Source organism: Caballeronia sp. KNU42 (genome assembly GCF_053760385.1).
In genome coordinates this window covers 3299789-3313921 of sequence record NZ_CM132388.1, presented here as the reverse complement: position 1 = coordinate 3313921, position 14133 = coordinate 3299789, and the positions used below count along the sequence as shown (strand labels likewise).

Below are 14133 nucleotides of genomic sequence, written 5' to 3'. Positions count from 1 at the left end.
GCGGACAGCCCCGTTTTCACTGCCTGGTCGCGGGCAGATTATGGAGTTGAATCATGAAAGTAGTCGCTTTTGAGCGCAATCTGCAAGGTACGGGTGCGAGCCGCCGCCTGCGTAACTCGGGCAAGACCCCGGGCATCGTATATGGCGCAAATGCTGAAGCTCAAGCTGTTGAGCTCGATCACAACGCACTTTGGCACGCGCTGAAGAAAGAAGTGTTCCATTCGTCGATTCTCGACCTGGAAATCGCTGGCAAGTCGCAACAGGTTCTGCTGCGCGATGTGCAATACCATCCGTTCAAGCAAATGGTCCTGCACGTTGACTTCCAACGTGTCGATTCGAAGAAGAAGCTGCATACCAAGGTACCGGTGCACTTCATGAATCAAGAAACGAATCCGGCTGTGAAGATTGGCGGCGCGGTGATCTCCCACGTGCTGAACGAAGTCGAAATCGAATGCCTTCCGGCTGACCTGCCGGAATTCGTCGAACTCGATCTGGCGAAGATCGAAGCCGGTCACACGCTGCACGTGAAGGACATCGTTTTGCCGAAGGGCGTGGCGCTGGTCGCTCACCTCGACGCAGAAAACCCGGTGATCGCTTCGGCGACCATCCCGGCTGCCGTCGTGTCCGACGAAGCCGCTTCGGGTGGCGCTGCTGCTCCGAGCGCAGGCGACAAGCCGGCTGCATAAGTCTGGCTGAAGCCTGTCCGCTTGAGTCCGCTCGGGTCCGCCCGCAAGAGCGGACGAAGTGACCCGCCGTTGCTCTGCTCCGGCGGGTTTTTTTTGGCCTTTTTCTGGCGCGGTGGATTTGCTACGCCGCCAAGATTGAACATGATCAAACTGATCGTCGGGCTCGGCAATCCGGGCGCCGAATACACCGCGACCCGTCACAACGCCGGCTTCTGGTTCGTCGATCAACTGGCGCGCGATGCGGGTGCGTCGTTACGTGATGAGCGCCGGTTTCATGGGCACTACGGCCGCGGCCGGCTCAACGGGCAAGAGATTCATTTGCTCGAGCCGCAAACCTTCATGAACCGGTCCGGGCAATCCGTAGTCGCCGTTGCGCAATTCTTCAAGATTTTGCCGGACGAGATCCTGGTCGCACACGATGAACTCGATCTGCCGCCCGGCACGGTGAAGCTGAAACTCGGCGGCGGCAGCGGCGGGCACAATGGCCTGAAGGACATTTCCGCGCATTTGTCGGTGCAACAATATTGGCGGTTGCGGATCGGCATCGGGCATCCGCGTGATCTCATTCCCGAAGCCGCGCGTGCCGGCGCGAAACCGGATGTGGCGAATTTTGTGCTGAAACCGCCGCGGCGCGAGGAGCAGGACGTCATCGATGCATCGATCGAACGCGCGCTTGCTGTCATGCCGATCGCGATCAATGACGAGATGGAACGCGCGATGATGAACCTGCATCGCAACTCGCAGTAGCGAATTTGCACTACCCGTCCCGCAGGGACAACTAAGGAGCGAACCTTGAGCCGTTTCTGGAGCGATATCGTCAATAAGCTGACGCCGTATGTGCCGGGCGAACAACCCGCGCTCGCGCGTCCCGTGAAGCTCAACACGAACGAGAACCCCTATCCGCCCTCGCCACGCGTTGTCGATGCAATCCGGCGCGAACTCGGCGAGGACGGCGATTCGCTGCGCAAATACCCCGATCCGACAGCACATGCGTTGCGCGCGGCCATCGCGCAGCATCACGGTTTGCGGGTGGAACAAGTGTTTGTCGGCAATGGCTCGGACGAGGTTCTCGCGCACACGTTCCAGGCGCTGCTCAAGCACGACAAGCCAATCCGTTTTCCGGATATTACCTACAGCTTTTATCCCGTGTACGCGCAGTTGTACGGCGTAGCGGTCGACGTGATACCGCTGAACGCGGATTTTGGTATCGATGTGGACGACTATCGCGCGCCCAATGGTGGCGTGCTGCTGCCCAATCCGAACGCGCCGACCGGACGCGCGTTGCCGCTCGCCGAGATCAAGGTTTTGCTCGCGGCGAATCCGGATTCGGTTGTGGTGATCGATGAAGCGTATGTGGATTTCGGTGCGGAATCGGCGGTGACGCTTATCGATGAAAATCCGAATCTGCTGGTCGTGCAGACGTTCTCGAAAGCGCGTTCACTGGCAGGCATGCGCGTGGGCTTTGCACTCGGGCACGAAGCATTGATCGAGGCGCTGACACGCGTGAAGGACAGCTTCAATTCGTATCCGCTCGACCGGCTGGCGCAAGCCGCGGCGATCGCGGCCGTTGAAGACGACGACTGGTTTCGTGAAACCTGTACGAAGGTCATCGTCAGCCGCGAACGGCTGACGGCGGACTTGCAAGCGCTGGGCTTTGATGTAGTGCCGTCTGCCGCGAACTTCGTATTCGCGCGCCATCCGGAACACGACGCCGCCACGCTGGCTGCACGTCTGAAGGAGAAGGAGATTTTCGTGCGGCATTTCAAACTACCGCGAATCGATCAGCATCTGCGGATTACTGTCGGCACCGATGCCGACTGCGACGCGCTGCTAGCGGCGTTGCGCGCGTTGGTCTGAGGCCACGCGCGTCGAGGGCGCCAGAGGCTTGACGTTGAATCAGGCGCCCTTCGCTTTCATCAACCCGTGATATTTCGCCATCAGCTGGATGGCGTTTTCCTCGTGCGCCGGGTCGCGAGGAATGCAATCCACCGGACACACCTGCTGGCATTGCGGTTCGTCGTAGTGGCCGACACATTCGGTGCACTTGTTCGGGTCGATCACGTAGATGTCGACACCCATCGAGATAGCGTCGTTCGGGCACTCGGGCTCGCATACGTCGCAGTTGATGCACTCATCGGTAATGAACAGGGCCATGCTTTACTCTCTTCGCCCGGCATCTCGCCGGCTTTTTTGGTGCCCGCGCGCCCTTAAATAAGCGCGCGTGTCAACAAGCGCCAGAAGCGCTCACGGCACCGTTGGGTCTTGCGGAATCGGACCGACCTTGTCCTGCAAGCGCTTTTCCACCGATGGGAAAACGAACTTGCTGACATCGCCGCCGAGTTGCGCGATCTCGCGCACGATCGTGCCCGAGATGAATTGATATTGATCCGACGGCGTCATGAACATGGTTTCGACGTCCGGCAGCAGATAACGATTCATGCCCGCCATCTGGAATTCGTATTCGAAGTCGGAGACGGCACGCAAACCCCGCACGATCACGCGCGCATTGTTCGTGCGCACGAAATCCTTCAGTAGCCCCTTGAAGCTCATTACCTGCACGTTCGGATAATGACCCAACACCTCATGCGCTATATCCAGCCGTTCCGCCAGACTGAAGAACGGCTTCTTGTTCCGGCTGTCTGCCACTCCAACCACCAGCGTATCGAAAATACTCGATGCACGTCGCACGAGGTCTTCGTGACCGCGCGTGAGCGGGTCGAACGTTCCGGGATAAACGGCTACAACCATGGGGCATCTCCTCTTCTGATACTTCTTCTGGTATGTCTTTCGTTACAGATTGGGCCGCTGCCGGTACCAGCAAGACCGAATGCAGAGCACGCCCCGTCCACTGTCGGCCACACATTGCCCCGCCAGTGTTTGGGAACGCGCATTATTCCTCATTTTCGCGCCGCAGCAAATGATAGCGGACCGCGCCAGCCTTGCCTTCGCGGGTAATCGCCCATCCGGACAACGCCGGCGTTTGCGCGAGATCGACAGGTTCACCCGATTCGATGTACAACGCGCCGCCCGGCGACACCAGCGGCACGGCCAGTTCAATGGCGCGCTGGAGCATGGTGGTGTCTCCGAAAGGGGGATCGAGGAACACGACATCGAAGGAATTCGGCGCGAGGCCCGCAGCGAGCCGCAGCGCGTCTGCTTCGACGATTTCGATGTTTTTCGCGGCCAGGCGCGTCTGGTTCGACTTCAGTTGCGCTACCGCGCGTCCGCTGCGTTCCACCATCAGCACGCGTAGCGCGCCGCGCGACGCCGCTTCGAAGCCCAATGCGCCGCTGCCGGCAAAGAGATCGAGGCAACGCTTGCCATCGAGCGATTGGCCGAGCCAATTGAACAGCGTCTCGCGGACCCGGTCCGGTGTCGGCCGCAGGCCATCCAGGCTCAGGACGGGCAGTGGCGTGCGTTTCCAGTCGCCACCAATGATACGGATGGAATGCGCCTTGCCGCCCCGCGATGGCGCGGCTTCGCGGACTTTCGGTGCGCGCACGGGGGTATGCTCAGCGGTACGCTCGGGGCTGCGTTCGCGATTTCGCTCTGGGTTTCGCTCTAATGCGCGGGTGATCGATGAACGGGACATGGACGTGCGTGGGGCGTGGGTGGAGCGTAGGTAAAGGCGGCGGGATGACCCGCGCGGGCCGGGTGAGAACGTCATCGGTTTCGACAATTGGCGTGTCGCCGATGCGGGCACGTTACCACAGCCCCGCCGCGCCGGATGCTGGGGTTCGCCGCCCGGGCGGCCACTACAATCGGTGCCGGCTGATAAAATAGCTGTCTTTCGCTTTTTTTGCGCATACGCCCGGCTTTTCGGCGGTTTTTCGCGGCACGGCAGCCATCGTCATCTTGCGTTTGCGTTGTTCGCTCGTTCGACGCAGCAACGCGGTTGCGACGGCATCGATAAAACGCGCCACCCCCACCACTGCAGATCATGTTCAGCTTTTTCAAACGATTAATAGGCAAATCGACCGATTCCGATATCGATATCGATACCGATGCGCCCGAGGAAAACGAAACCGGGGACGTCGCCGAGGCACGTTCTGAGGACGCTGGAGGGCTTCAGCACGCTGGTACCCCGGCGACTGCGCGGGAAGGCGTTGCCGCTTCGGATCGGGCTTCGGAAGCGCCGCTGCGAGGGACTGGGTCGGCTGAAGCCGCGCCTATTGGTAACGCAGCGCCCGCAGGTACGACACCGCCTGCATCGAGCGCTTCGCTGTCACACGCCACGGCCCCGGTTACGCCCGCACAGCCGGTCGCGTCAACGGCCACGGTTGTCGAGCCGACGCGGACCGAAGCCCCCGGCGTAGCGGCAGCGGGGACGCCCACGCCGGCGACGCAAGCCTCGCCTGTGAACACAAGCCCCGCTGCAACCACCACGCCACAAACCAAACCCTATTGGCAAGGCCGCACGACATCCCAGTGGAAAGCGCCGGCCGAAACCGTTGAAATTGTGCCGCCGCCGGAACCCGAAGCGAGCGCGAAGCGTTCGTGGCTGACGCGCCTGAAAACGGGGCTATCGAAGACCAGTTCGGGCCTGACGGGGATTTTCATCGGCGCGAAGATCGATGAGGATTTGTATGAGGAACTTGAAACGGCGTTGTTGATGTCGGATGCAGGTGTCGATGCCACCGAATACCTGCTCGAAGCGCTGCGTGAAAAAGTGCGCAGCGAACGGCTCACTGATTCAATGCAGGTCAAGGCCGCACTGCGCTCGCTGCTTGCCGACCTGCTTCGGCCGCTCGAGAAGTCCCTGATGCTCGGTCGCGCCCAACCGCTCGTGATGATGATCGCCGGCGTGAACGGCGCGGGCAAGACCACGAGCATCGGCAAGCTGGCCAAACATTTGCAGCGCTTCGACCAGTCCGTGCTGCTCGCCGCCGGCGACACGTTCCGTGCTGCCGCGCGCGAACAGCTCACGGTTTGGGGGCAACGCAACAACGTGACGGTGATGTCGCAGGAAAGTGGCGATGCCGCCGCCGTGATCTTCGATGCAGTCGGCGCCGCCCGTGCCCGCAAGATCGACGTGATGATGGCCGACACGGCGGGCCGTCTGCCCACACAGCTTCACTTGATGGAAGAACTGCGCAAGGTGAAGCGTGTGATTGCGAAGGCACAGCCCGATGCGCCGCACGAGGTCCTGCTGGTCATCGACGCAAACACGGGCCAGAACGCACTCGCCCAGGTAAAGTCTTTCGACGATGCGCTCGGCTTGACCGGTTTGATCGTGACCAAACTGGACGGCACGGCGAAGGGCGGCATTCTCGCGGCCATCGCGCGCCAGCGGCCGATTCCGGTGTACTTCATTGGCGTGGGCGAAAAGGTGGAGGACTTGCAGCCGTTCAGCGCCGACGAGTTCGCCGACGCCTTGCTCGGAAATTAAACCGGCGCCGCGGCCTGGCGTTCAGCCAGACCGCGGCCGCGGTCGCGGCCGTTTCAGCTTGAGACGAGCAACGCCACGGCAATCCACCACATCACAATCCCCACGATCACATCGAGCACTCTCCACGAGACATCTTTCTCGAACAGAGGCTGGAGCAAACGCGCACCGAACCCGAGCGCGGTGAACCAGATGATCGACGAACACATTGCCCCTGCGGCAAACCACGCGTTCCCCGGCCAGCCATACCGTGCACCAATGCCACCGAGCAGTACGACGGTATCGAGATAGACGTGCGGATTCAGCAGCGATAAAGCGAGCACCGTTGTTACCGCGCTCAACGCCGTCTGCGACTCGCCGTTCTCGGCGTGTAAATGTCCCGGCCCCTTCCACGCCGCGTGAAACGCCCGCAGGCCGTAGAGGAACAAAAACACTGCTCCTGCCCAGCGTATGACCCCGAGCAGCACGGGTGCTCGGGCGATCAGCGCCCCCATTCCCCCAATACCCAGCCCGATCAGCAACACGTCGATCAGCGCGCAGATAAAAACGACCCAGCCTACGTGCCGTTGTTTCAAGCCTTGGCGCAATACAAAAGCGTTTTGAGCGCCAATCGCGATAATCAAACTTGCGCCGAGCCCGGCGCCGGAAAGAAAAACTGCTGTCGTCATTCGGCGTCCGGTTGTTGCCCTGGCGCGGCGCGCGCGAACGCATCGATTTGCGCGGCGTGATCGGCGATGCGTTCGATCGTTGGATAACGGCTTACATCGAGATTAAAGCGCCGTGCGTTGTACACCTGCGGCACGAGGCACAGATCCGCGAGCGTTGCCGTATCGCCGAAACACAGCTTGCCCACGCGCGAGTCGTTCGCAAGCCGTTTTTCGAGCGACTCGAAACCCGACTCCAGCCAATGCCGGTACCACGCGTCTTTCGCTTCGTCCCCAACCTTCAGCGTGTGCTTCAGATACTTGAGCACGCGCAGGTTGTCGACCGGATGAATCTCGCACGCAATCTGAAGCGCGACCGAACGAATGAACGCACGATCCAATGGCGAGCCCGGCAACAACGCTGGCTCGGGATGCGTTTCTTCCAGATATTCGATGATCGCAAGCGACTGCGTGAGCACGTCATCGCCGTCGATAAACGTCGGCACGATCCCGTCCGGATTCAGCTCGCGATACTCCGGCTTCAGTTGTTGACCGCCGTCGCGCAGAAGATGGATTGGCGCGTACTCATAGGCGAGTCCCTTGAGATTCAACGCGATCCGCACGCGGTACGCCGCCGAGCTACGAAAATAGCTGTATAGCTTCATGGCTCCCTTCCGTTTTTATAGTCAGACCACGCGCACGGAGAACTCTCCGATTCCATCGACACCGCCCTTCATCAGGTCGCCCTTCTGAATCGCGCCCACGCCTTCAGGCGTGCCCGTAAAAATCAGGTCGCCGGGGAACAATTCGAACAGCGTGGACAAATACGCGATCGTGTCGCCTACCGACCAGATCAGTTGCGAGATGTCCGATCGTTGCTTCTCTTCGCCATTGACGGTGAGCCAGATCGCGCTTTTTTCCAGGTGCCCGACCTTCGCAACTGGATGAATCGGGCCCAGGGGCGCCGAGTGATCGAAACCCTTGGCCGTATCCCACGGACGGCCCAGCTTCTTCGCTTCGGCTTGCAGGTCGCGGCGGGTCATGTCGAGACCGAGCGCGTACCCATAGACGTAGTCGAGTGCAATGCCCGCGGGAATGTCCTTGCCTTGCTTGCCGATTGCCGCCACCAGCTCCATTTCGAAGTGGACGTTCTTCGACTGCGACGGATATGGGAATTCGCCAGTCGCACCTGGCGCGACATACAGCACGGCGTCAGCGGGCTTGCCGAAGAAAAACGGCGGTTCACGATCGGGGTCATGTCCCATCTCGCGTGCGTGCGCCTCGTAGTTCCGGCCAACGCAATAGATCCGGCGAACAGGAAATTGGTCGCTGGAACCGACAACAGGCACCGCGACCGCGGGTGCCGGAGCAAATACGTGACTCATTGCGTTCTCTCCTGTTTGATTAAGCATCGACCTGAACCTCAAGTTTAACGTGCACGGTTGCGCATCGCGATTCGGCTGGATGGCCTATGAGCCCCTCGGCATCACATGGCAAAGCATGCCGCGCCGTCTGCGGCTCCCGCTGGCGGTCCCAACCCCGCGACTTGCACGCCCGGCTCAAATGCGGTACTGAATGTGATTCCTGTATTTCCAGAATTGCAGCGGCCGATCGTGTACAAAGGTGCACAGCCCTCGCAGACCAATCAATGACCGACACAACTCCTTTCCCGTGTGCCCGCTTCATCAAGGAAATCGGCCGCGGGCCGAACGGCGCGCGAGCGCTGACCCGCGAAGACACCTACGCTCTCTACGAAGCAATGCTAGACAACCGAGTCTCCGATCTCGAACTCGGCGCGGTGTTGCTGGCGTATCGAGTAAAGGGAGAGACGGCTGCGGAACTCGCCGCGATGCTGGCGGCCGCGCATCGTTCGTTCGCACCGCTGCATATCCAGAACGGCCGCGACCACGCACGACCCGTGTCCATCCCTACCTACAACGGCGCGCGCAAGCAACCCAACCTGACCCCGCTGCTGGCGATGCTGCTCGCGCGCGACGGCGTCCCGGTGCTCGTGCATGGCGTCACGACTGACCCTGGCCGCATCACGAGCGCGGCGATTTTCGCCGAACTGGGCATTCCGGAATGCACTTCCCACGATGAAATCGAGGACAACCTCGCCTCGCGGCGGCTGGCGTTCGCGCCGATCACCGTGCTCGCACCCAAGCTCGCGCGCCTGCTCGCGATCCGCCGGATCATGGGCGTGAGAAATTCCACGCATACGCTCGTCAAGATCCTTCAGCCGTTCGCGCAGCCGGGCTTGCGGCTGGTGAACTACACCCATCCGGAGTATCGCGAGAGCCTGACGGGACTGTTCACCGAGCATCCCGATGCTGCCGCCGGCGGCGCCCTGCTCGCACGCGGGACGGAAGGCGAAGCGGTAGCGGACACCCGCCGGCAAGTGCAGGTGGACTGGTTCCACGACGGCCACGCGGAGACGCTGATTTCGCCGGAGCGCTCGTCGCCGGACGCGCCGGCAGTGGCGTTGCCCGAGGCCCTGGACGCCGCGACCACTGCCCGCTGGATCGAAACCGTTCTGCGGGGCGAAGCACCGATTCCGCCTGCGCTCGCGCGCCAGGCGGAGTTGATTGCGGACATCGTCAGGCGCTAGAGCATTCGCCAAAGCATTCTTCAGCCGATAAACCCTCTCTGTTGACAAAAGCGCGCGCCCTGCGCTAATGTGCAGAAATGAGCTTTACCGAGTTCCCCTCCCTTCGAATTACTCAGGGTCGCCTAGCGCGGCCCCTATCGCTACGTCTAGCGTAAGTCGCTAAACGTGGCGCCGCGCGTTCCTCGCGCGGTCCCTCCCGCAGTTTCGTAGTTCCCCTTTTGCAGTTCTCTTTTCACCACCCGTAGTCGTCTGCTTTCGTCCGTTCATCCACGGATCGAAAACGCGAGGATCACATGCACGCTGCATTTGCATCGTTCACGTTCGTCACCGGCGTCACCCACGCCATGGGACATCGCGAACCTGTCGAGCGCGCATCGGAACGATGCCGGCAAGCCGCCGGCCGCTCGCCCGCCTCGCAACGACTGCGCTTTCACGCGTACAACGCGTTCAGCCGAGGCCCACGATGATGATGCGCAACCCTTCCGAGAAATACCGCCCTTTCCCCCAGGTCAACCTCAACGGCCGCCGATGGCCCACTCGTACGATCGAGCGCGCACCCATCTGGATGAGCACCGATCTGCGCGACGGCAATCAGGCGCTGATCGACCCGATGAGCATTGAAGCCAAGCTCGAATTCTTCGAGATGCTGGTGGCGGTGGGTTTCAAGGAAATCGAAGTGGGCTTTCCGTCGGCATCGCAGACGGATTTCGACTTCGTACGCAAGCTGATCGTGGAGAACCGCATTCCCGCCGATGTCACCATTGAAGTGCTCGTGCAATCGCGTCGAGAACTTATCGAGCGGACCTTTGAAGCAGTGGAAGGTGCGCCCCGGGTGATCGTGCACCTGTACAACGCGATTTCGCCGTCGTTTCGCAAGATCGTCTTCGCGCAGTCCAAGGAAGAAACCAAGGCACTCGCCGTGGAAGGCACGCGAATCATCAAGGAGTGCGCCGCCGCACGCCCCGGCACGCACTGGATCTATCAGTATTCGCCGGAAACGTTCAGCATGACCGAGCTTTCGTTTGCCCGCGAAGTCTGCGACGCCGTCGCGCAAATGTGGCGTCCCACGCCCGAGCACAAGATGATCGTGAATTTGCCGGCCACGGTGGAAGCGGCCATGCCGAACGTGTTCGCCGATCAGATCGAGTGGATGGATCGCAACATGAGTTTCCGCGACAGCATCGTGCTTTCGGTGCATCCGCATAACGATCGCGGCACGGCAGTCGCCGCAGCGGAACTCGCGATCCTTGCCGGCGCCGATCGCGTGGAAGGCTGCCTCTTTGGCAACGGCGAGCGCACGGGCAACGTGGATCTCGTCACGCTCGCGATGAATTTGTACACGCAGGGTATCGACCCCGGTCTGGATTTTTCGGATATCGACGGCGTGCGCCGCGTGGTCGAGCGATGCAACCAGATTCCGGTACATCCGCGGCATCCGTATGCCGGCGATCTCGTGTTCACGGCCTTCTCCGGCTCACATCAGGATGCCATCCGCAAGGGTTTCGCCCAGCGTGAACCGGGCACGATATGGGACGTGCCGTATCTGCCCATCGACCCTGCCGATCTTGGCCGCAGCTACGATGCCGTGATCCGCGTGAACAGCCAGTCGGGTAAAGGCGGCGCGACGTACCTGCTTGAACGCGGGCTGGGCTTCACGCCGCCGCGCCGCGTGCAGATCGAATTCAGCCACGCCGTGCAGAAAGTCGCCGACGCCTCCGGCGCGGAAGTGTCCGGCGAAGCCATTTGCGCGTTGTTCCAGCGCGAATACTTCGATGCGCAAGGCCCGGCGTCGCGCGATGCATCGACTATTTACTTCGATGGACGCCACGTGAAGCTGCCCGTATCCGCGGTCGCCGACGAAGCGCAAGCGCAGGCAATCGCAGCAGCGGTAGCCAGCGTGGCCGGTGTGTCGATCGAGGTGACATCGTTTGAAACCGCCGCGACCGCGAAGGGTGAGACGGCGGTGTTCATCGGCTGCCGGATTGGCGACCAGGCCATGCGGTTCGGCGTTGCGGTGAATGCGAACGCAACTCAGGCGGTCGCCGATGCCATTGTCAGCGCGGTCAATCGCGTGCGCTGGGTTGGGCGCAAGGAAGTGGAAAGCGAAGCGGTCGCGGCGTGAAGGGGTTTGGTTTTGAGGCAAGAAGTAACTAAGTGACGAGCGGTGGTGTTATCAGGCACCGCTTTCTTGCTCAGCGCGGCAGGCATTCGCGAAGCAGGCGATAAAACACGACAACCGGTATCGACATGGCGGCCGGCGCTCACGAGGCGCCGCCCCGCCGGTCGAACCGCGACGCTCCATCGAACGGCGTCGAAACGGTGCTAATCCAGCGCCACGCGTGTCGCCTGCATTGCGAGCAACTGCCATTGCTTATCGACCTGGATGTGGATGGCCGTATACGCGATGGGAAACAGCAAGGCGCCGTTCTTCGACTCCATCTCGAGCAAAGCGCGGCCAAACACGATCCACGTGTCCCGCCCGCCCGGCATCACGTCCTGCGACTGGATCTCGATCTGCCGATAACGCCTGCGGCCCGCCGTGATCGCATCAATAAACTGACGCTTCGTCTCGCGCTTGCCATTGGTGTGGACGTAGCTGGCGTTCTCCGCCAGCAGCGCGTCCAGCAATTCGCCGTCACCGTCGACCATCGCGCGAAAACGCTCGCGCTCAAGTTCGCGGATTGCCTCGATGGGCGTATCGATGGGTTGTGCCGGCATCTGCAGTTCCTCTCACACTTGAGGAACCGATGGACACGGTCCCCGTCAGAAGTTGTATTGCAAATATATCTGGCTGAAATTTATACCAGGATTCGGGTGTTCGATACCGCCGTTGGATAAATGCTGAAACCGGAAGCCAGCCTGGTAGTTTTGATGAGCGCCGAATTGGGCTCCGACGCCCACTACGTCAGCAAACTGAAAGGCCGAAGAGAAGGTACGCGTCTCGGTTTCACGAACGTGTGACAGGAGACGTACGCCCACGCCCGCTTCCACATAGGGCCGAAACCATCCCGAACTCTTGATGAAGCGGAACACCGGCGTCACGCCGAATTCCCAGATTCCCGGATTCGATGCCTGGCTTTCGCGTATATCCCAGTAGGCCACGTGGGCTTCGCCCACAACGGTGAAGTGGAAGCCGCCGATTTCCCACCAGGTCCAGTTAGGGTCCCAGACCACACCGACATCCGCCTTCCGGACGTCATGGTCGGCAACCCCGCCCGCGATCTGCACGCCGAACTGATCGGCGCGGGCAGTGGCCGAAGTCAGGACCAACGCACCAAACAACGCACCATAAAAAGAGCGCTTTTGCCAGACACTTTTGTTCTTCTGCATGAATACTCCAGAACGGGATTCTCACAAGTCGGGCTTGTCACTAATGCAGCAAGCGCCATTTTAGAGACGCTCTCAAAAAAGTGCTCGGAAGAGTTCTGCTGAATGGGGAAAACACGGAATAAAGTTTCGTCGAAGTCCGGTTGGCGGTTGAATCGTGCGAAATCTTGCAAATTTCTTTCGGTAACTTTGACAAAGAGAGTGTTTCGCGGCGTGTAACAGTGCGGGAAACCACTTAGAGCCTATTGGAACGAAGATTCTAATAGCGTATGGGAACTCCACCACACAACGCACCTCTAATCCTTAGCACTCGAAATAGCAGAGTGCTAATATCCTGCTAGACCCGGTTTTTCATCGGGTTTTTTGTTGATAAGGAGCACACAAGCGTGACCAATGCGATGACCCTCCCGAACACTGGACACTCGGCGCCGGCCAAGGCCGCTTCGGCAGGTGCGCTGACGTTTGCGCAGTCGTCCATGTTGACTGGCCAGATCGGCAACATCGACGCCTACATTTCGGCTGTCAACCGGATTCCGATGCTAACGCCGTCGGAAGAACGTCAGTACGCCACCGAATTCCGTGACAACGACAACCTGGACGCCGCTCGTCAGCTCGTGCTGTCGCACCTGCGGCTGGTGGTATCGATTGCCCGCAATTACCTGGGATACGGCCTGCCCCACGCCGACCTGATTCAGGAAGGCAATATCGGCTTGATGAAAGCCGTGAAGCGCTTCGATCCGCAACAGAACGTGCGGCTGGTGTCATATGCCATGCACTGGATCAAGGCTGAGATTCACGAGTACATCCTGCGCAACTGGCGCACGGTGAAAGTGGCGACCACGAAGGCGCAGCGCAAGCTCTTTTTCAACCTTCGCAGCCACAAGACGGGACATAACGCGTTCACGCCGGACGAGGTTGATAGCCTGGCGAAAGAGCTGAATGTGAAGCGCGAAGAAGTGTCGGAGATGGAAACGCGTCTTTCAGGCGGGGACATCGCGCTGGAAGGTCAGATCGATGACGGCGAGGAATCGTATGCGCCTATCGCGTATCTCGCCGACTCGCACAATGAGCCGACCAACGTGCTGGCTTCGCGTCAGTTCGACAAGCTGCAAAGCGAAGGGTTGTCGACCGCCCTCGAGTCGCTCGACGAACGCAGCCGCCGGATCGTTCAGGCGCGCTGGCTTGAAGTGGAAGACGATGGCTCGGGTGGCAAGACGCTGCATGAACTTGCTGACGAGTTTGGCGTATCGGCTGAACGAATTCGTCAGATCGAAGCCAGCGCAATGAAGAAAATGCGTTCGGCGCTGACTGAATACGCTTAAGGGTTGAAGGCAGAACTTTCGCCACCTGATTTCTAGCGGTGCATAGGGAAGAGTTGAAAGCCCGCCGTCGAAAGACGGCGGGCTTTTCTTTGCCTGCTCGATTTGCGTGTGCGCGACGCGTACCCCAAAAAAACGGCGCCAGAGGTTTCCCCATGGCGCC

Annotated in this window: 16 protein-coding genes; 8 read left to right on the top strand and 8 right to left on the bottom strand. The window is 60.6% G+C overall.

Annotation, left to right across the window (positions count from 1 at the left end):
- The first annotated feature begins 53 nt into the window (after nt 1-53).
- The 3 genes from ACSOSP_RS14990 (at nt 54) to hisC (ending at nt 2543) form a co-directional block, all read left to right on the top strand.
- Nucleotides 54-686 (top strand): 50S ribosomal protein L25/general stress protein Ctc, encoded by a 633-nt coding sequence (locus tag ACSOSP_RS14990; RefSeq protein ID WP_455307857.1) that lies wholly within the window; start codon nt 54-56, stop codon nt 684-686.
- Between the two features lie 141 nt (nt 687-827).
- Nucleotides 828-1433, top strand: a complete 606-nt coding sequence (gene pth, locus ACSOSP_RS14985) for an aminoacyl-tRNA hydrolase (RefSeq protein ID WP_455307855.1) — start codon at nt 828-830, stop codon at nt 1431-1433.
- 45 nt (nt 1434-1478) lie between these two features.
- Entirely contained in the window at nt 1479-2543 is a 1065-nt protein-coding gene (hisC, locus tag ACSOSP_RS14980; RefSeq protein ID WP_455307853.1) for a histidinol-phosphate transaminase, read from the top strand.
- Between the two features lie 39 nt (nt 2544-2582).
- Here hisC and ACSOSP_RS14975 read toward each other — a convergent pair whose 3' ends face one another.
- From ACSOSP_RS14975 to rsmD, 3 genes are all read right to left on the bottom strand, one after another.
- Entirely contained in the window at nt 2583-2840 is a 258-nt protein-coding gene (locus ACSOSP_RS14975; protein WP_031357612.1) for a YfhL family 4Fe-4S dicluster ferredoxin, read from the bottom strand.
- Between the two features lie 90 nt (nt 2841-2930).
- Entirely contained in the window at nt 2931-3434 is a 504-nt protein-coding gene (gene coaD, locus ACSOSP_RS14970) for a pantetheine-phosphate adenylyltransferase (RefSeq protein WP_455307851.1), read from the bottom strand.
- Nucleotides 3435-3576: 142 nt separating this feature from the next.
- Complete coding sequence (gene rsmD / locus ACSOSP_RS14965; protein ID WP_455307849.1) at nt 3577-4188, bottom strand: 16S rRNA (guanine(966)-N(2))-methyltransferase RsmD; 612 nt, start codon at nt 4186-4188, stop codon at nt 3577-3579.
- A 438-nt stretch (nt 4189-4626) separates the two neighbouring features.
- Between rsmD and ftsY the strand changes: the two genes are divergently transcribed.
- Nucleotides 4627-6075: a signal recognition particle-docking protein FtsY gene (gene ftsY / locus ACSOSP_RS14960; RefSeq protein WP_455307847.1), complete on the top strand. Its 1449-nt coding sequence runs from the start codon at nt 4627-4629 to the stop codon at nt 6073-6075.
- 53 nt (nt 6076-6128) lie between these two features.
- On the opposite strand, the gene ACSOSP_RS14955 is transcribed toward ftsY, so the two are convergent.
- From ACSOSP_RS14955 to ACSOSP_RS14945, 3 genes are read right to left on the bottom strand one after another with little or no spacing between them, the layout of a single operon-like run.
- A complete protein-coding gene (locus ACSOSP_RS14955; protein WP_455307846.1) occupies nt 6129-6740 on the bottom strand; it encodes a LysE/ArgO family amino acid transporter in 612 nt (203 codons plus the stop codon).
- On the bottom strand, nt 6737-7381 hold the full coding sequence (gene maiA, locus ACSOSP_RS14950; RefSeq protein WP_455307844.1) for a maleylacetoacetate isomerase: 645 nt from the start codon (nt 7379-7381) through the stop codon (nt 6737-6739). The genes ACSOSP_RS14955 and maiA overlap by 4 nt, the downstream gene beginning before the upstream one ends.
- Nucleotides 7382-7402: 21 nt before the next feature.
- Nucleotides 7403-8101: a fumarylacetoacetate hydrolase family protein gene (locus ACSOSP_RS14945; RefSeq protein WP_455307842.1), complete on the bottom strand. Its 699-nt coding sequence runs from the start codon at nt 8099-8101 to the stop codon at nt 7403-7405.
- A 263-nt stretch (nt 8102-8364) separates the two neighbouring features.
- Here ACSOSP_RS14945 and ybiB point away from each other — a divergent pair, with 263 nt between their 5' ends.
- From ybiB to leuA, 3 genes are all read left to right on the top strand, one after another.
- Nucleotides 8365-9324, top strand: a complete 960-nt coding sequence (ybiB, locus tag ACSOSP_RS14940) for a DNA-binding protein YbiB (protein WP_455307840.1) — start codon at nt 8365-8367, stop codon at nt 9322-9324.
- A 293-nt stretch (nt 9325-9617) separates the two neighbouring features.
- A complete protein-coding gene (locus tag ACSOSP_RS14935) occupies nt 9618-9791 on the top strand; it encodes a hypothetical protein (protein WP_455307838.1) in 174 nt (57 codons plus the stop codon).
- The gene (gene leuA / locus ACSOSP_RS14930; protein WP_455310978.1) at nt 9791-11446 is read left to right on the top strand and encodes a 2-isopropylmalate synthase; all 1656 of its coding nucleotides are present in this window, start codon (nt 9791-9793) and stop codon (nt 11444-11446) included. The genes ACSOSP_RS14935 and leuA overlap by 1 nt, the downstream gene beginning before the upstream one ends.
- Nucleotides 11447-11646: 200 nt before the next feature.
- Here the strand turns inward: leuA and ACSOSP_RS14925 are convergent, their stop codons facing one another.
- On the bottom strand, nt 11647-12042 hold the full coding sequence (locus ACSOSP_RS14925) for a nuclear transport factor 2 family protein (protein ID WP_455307836.1): 396 nt from the start codon (nt 12040-12042) through the stop codon (nt 11647-11649).
- 45 nt (nt 12043-12087) lie between these two features.
- A complete protein-coding gene (locus tag ACSOSP_RS14920; protein WP_455307834.1) occupies nt 12088-12654 on the bottom strand; it encodes an acyloxyacyl hydrolase in 567 nt (188 codons plus the stop codon).
- Between the two features lie 383 nt (nt 12655-13037).
- On the opposite strand from ACSOSP_RS14920, the gene rpoH reads away from it, so the two are divergent.
- The gene (rpoH, locus tag ACSOSP_RS14915) at nt 13038-13973 is read left to right on the top strand and encodes an RNA polymerase sigma factor RpoH (protein ID WP_031357624.1); all 936 of its coding nucleotides are present in this window, start codon (nt 13038-13040) and stop codon (nt 13971-13973) included.
- Nucleotides 13974-14133 lie beyond the last annotated feature (160 nt).

Excerpts from the sequence above, each read along its gene's own strand:
- ACSOSP_RS14990 (WP_455307857.1), top strand. The coding sequence starts at position 54 with ATGAAAGTAGTCGCTTTTGAGCGCAATCTGCAAGGTACGGGTGCGAGC.
- pth (WP_455307855.1), top strand. The coding sequence starts at position 828 with ATGATCAAACTGATCGTCGGGCTCGGCAATCCGGGCGCCGAATACACC.
- ACSOSP_RS14975 (WP_031357612.1), bottom strand. The coding sequence starts at position 2,840 with ATGGCCCTGTTCATTACCGATGAGTGCATCAACTGCGACGTATGCGAG.
- coaD (WP_455307851.1), bottom strand. The coding sequence starts at position 3,434 with ATGGTTGTAGCCGTTTATCCCGGAACGTTCGACCCGCTCACGCGCGGT.
- ftsY (WP_455307847.1), top strand. The coding sequence starts at position 4,627 with ATGTTCAGCTTTTTCAAACGATTAATAGGCAAATCGACCGATTCCGAT.
- ACSOSP_RS14955 (WP_455307846.1), bottom strand. The coding sequence starts at position 6,740 with ATGACGACAGCAGTTTTTCTTTCCGGCGCCGGGCTCGGCGCAAGTTTG.
- maiA (WP_455307844.1), bottom strand. The coding sequence starts at position 7,381 with ATGAAGCTATACAGCTATTTTCGTAGCTCGGCGGCGTACCGCGTGCGG.
- ACSOSP_RS14945 (WP_455307842.1), bottom strand. The coding sequence starts at position 8,101 with ATGAGTCACGTATTTGCTCCGGCACCCGCGGTCGCGGTGCCTGTTGTC.
- ybiB (WP_455307840.1), top strand. The coding sequence starts at position 8,365 with ATGACCGACACAACTCCTTTCCCGTGTGCCCGCTTCATCAAGGAAATC.
- ACSOSP_RS14935 (WP_455307838.1), top strand. The coding sequence starts at position 9,618 with ATGCACGCTGCATTTGCATCGTTCACGTTCGTCACCGGCGTCACCCAC.
- leuA (WP_455310978.1), top strand. The coding sequence starts at position 9,791 with ATGATGCGCAACCCTTCCGAGAAATACCGCCCTTTCCCCCAGGTCAAC.
- ACSOSP_RS14925 (WP_455307836.1), bottom strand. The coding sequence starts at position 12,042 with ATGCCGGCACAACCCATCGATACGCCCATCGAGGCAATCCGCGAACTT.
- ACSOSP_RS14920 (WP_455307834.1), bottom strand. The coding sequence starts at position 12,654 with ATGCAGAAGAACAAAAGTGTCTGGCAAAAGCGCTCTTTTTATGGTGCG.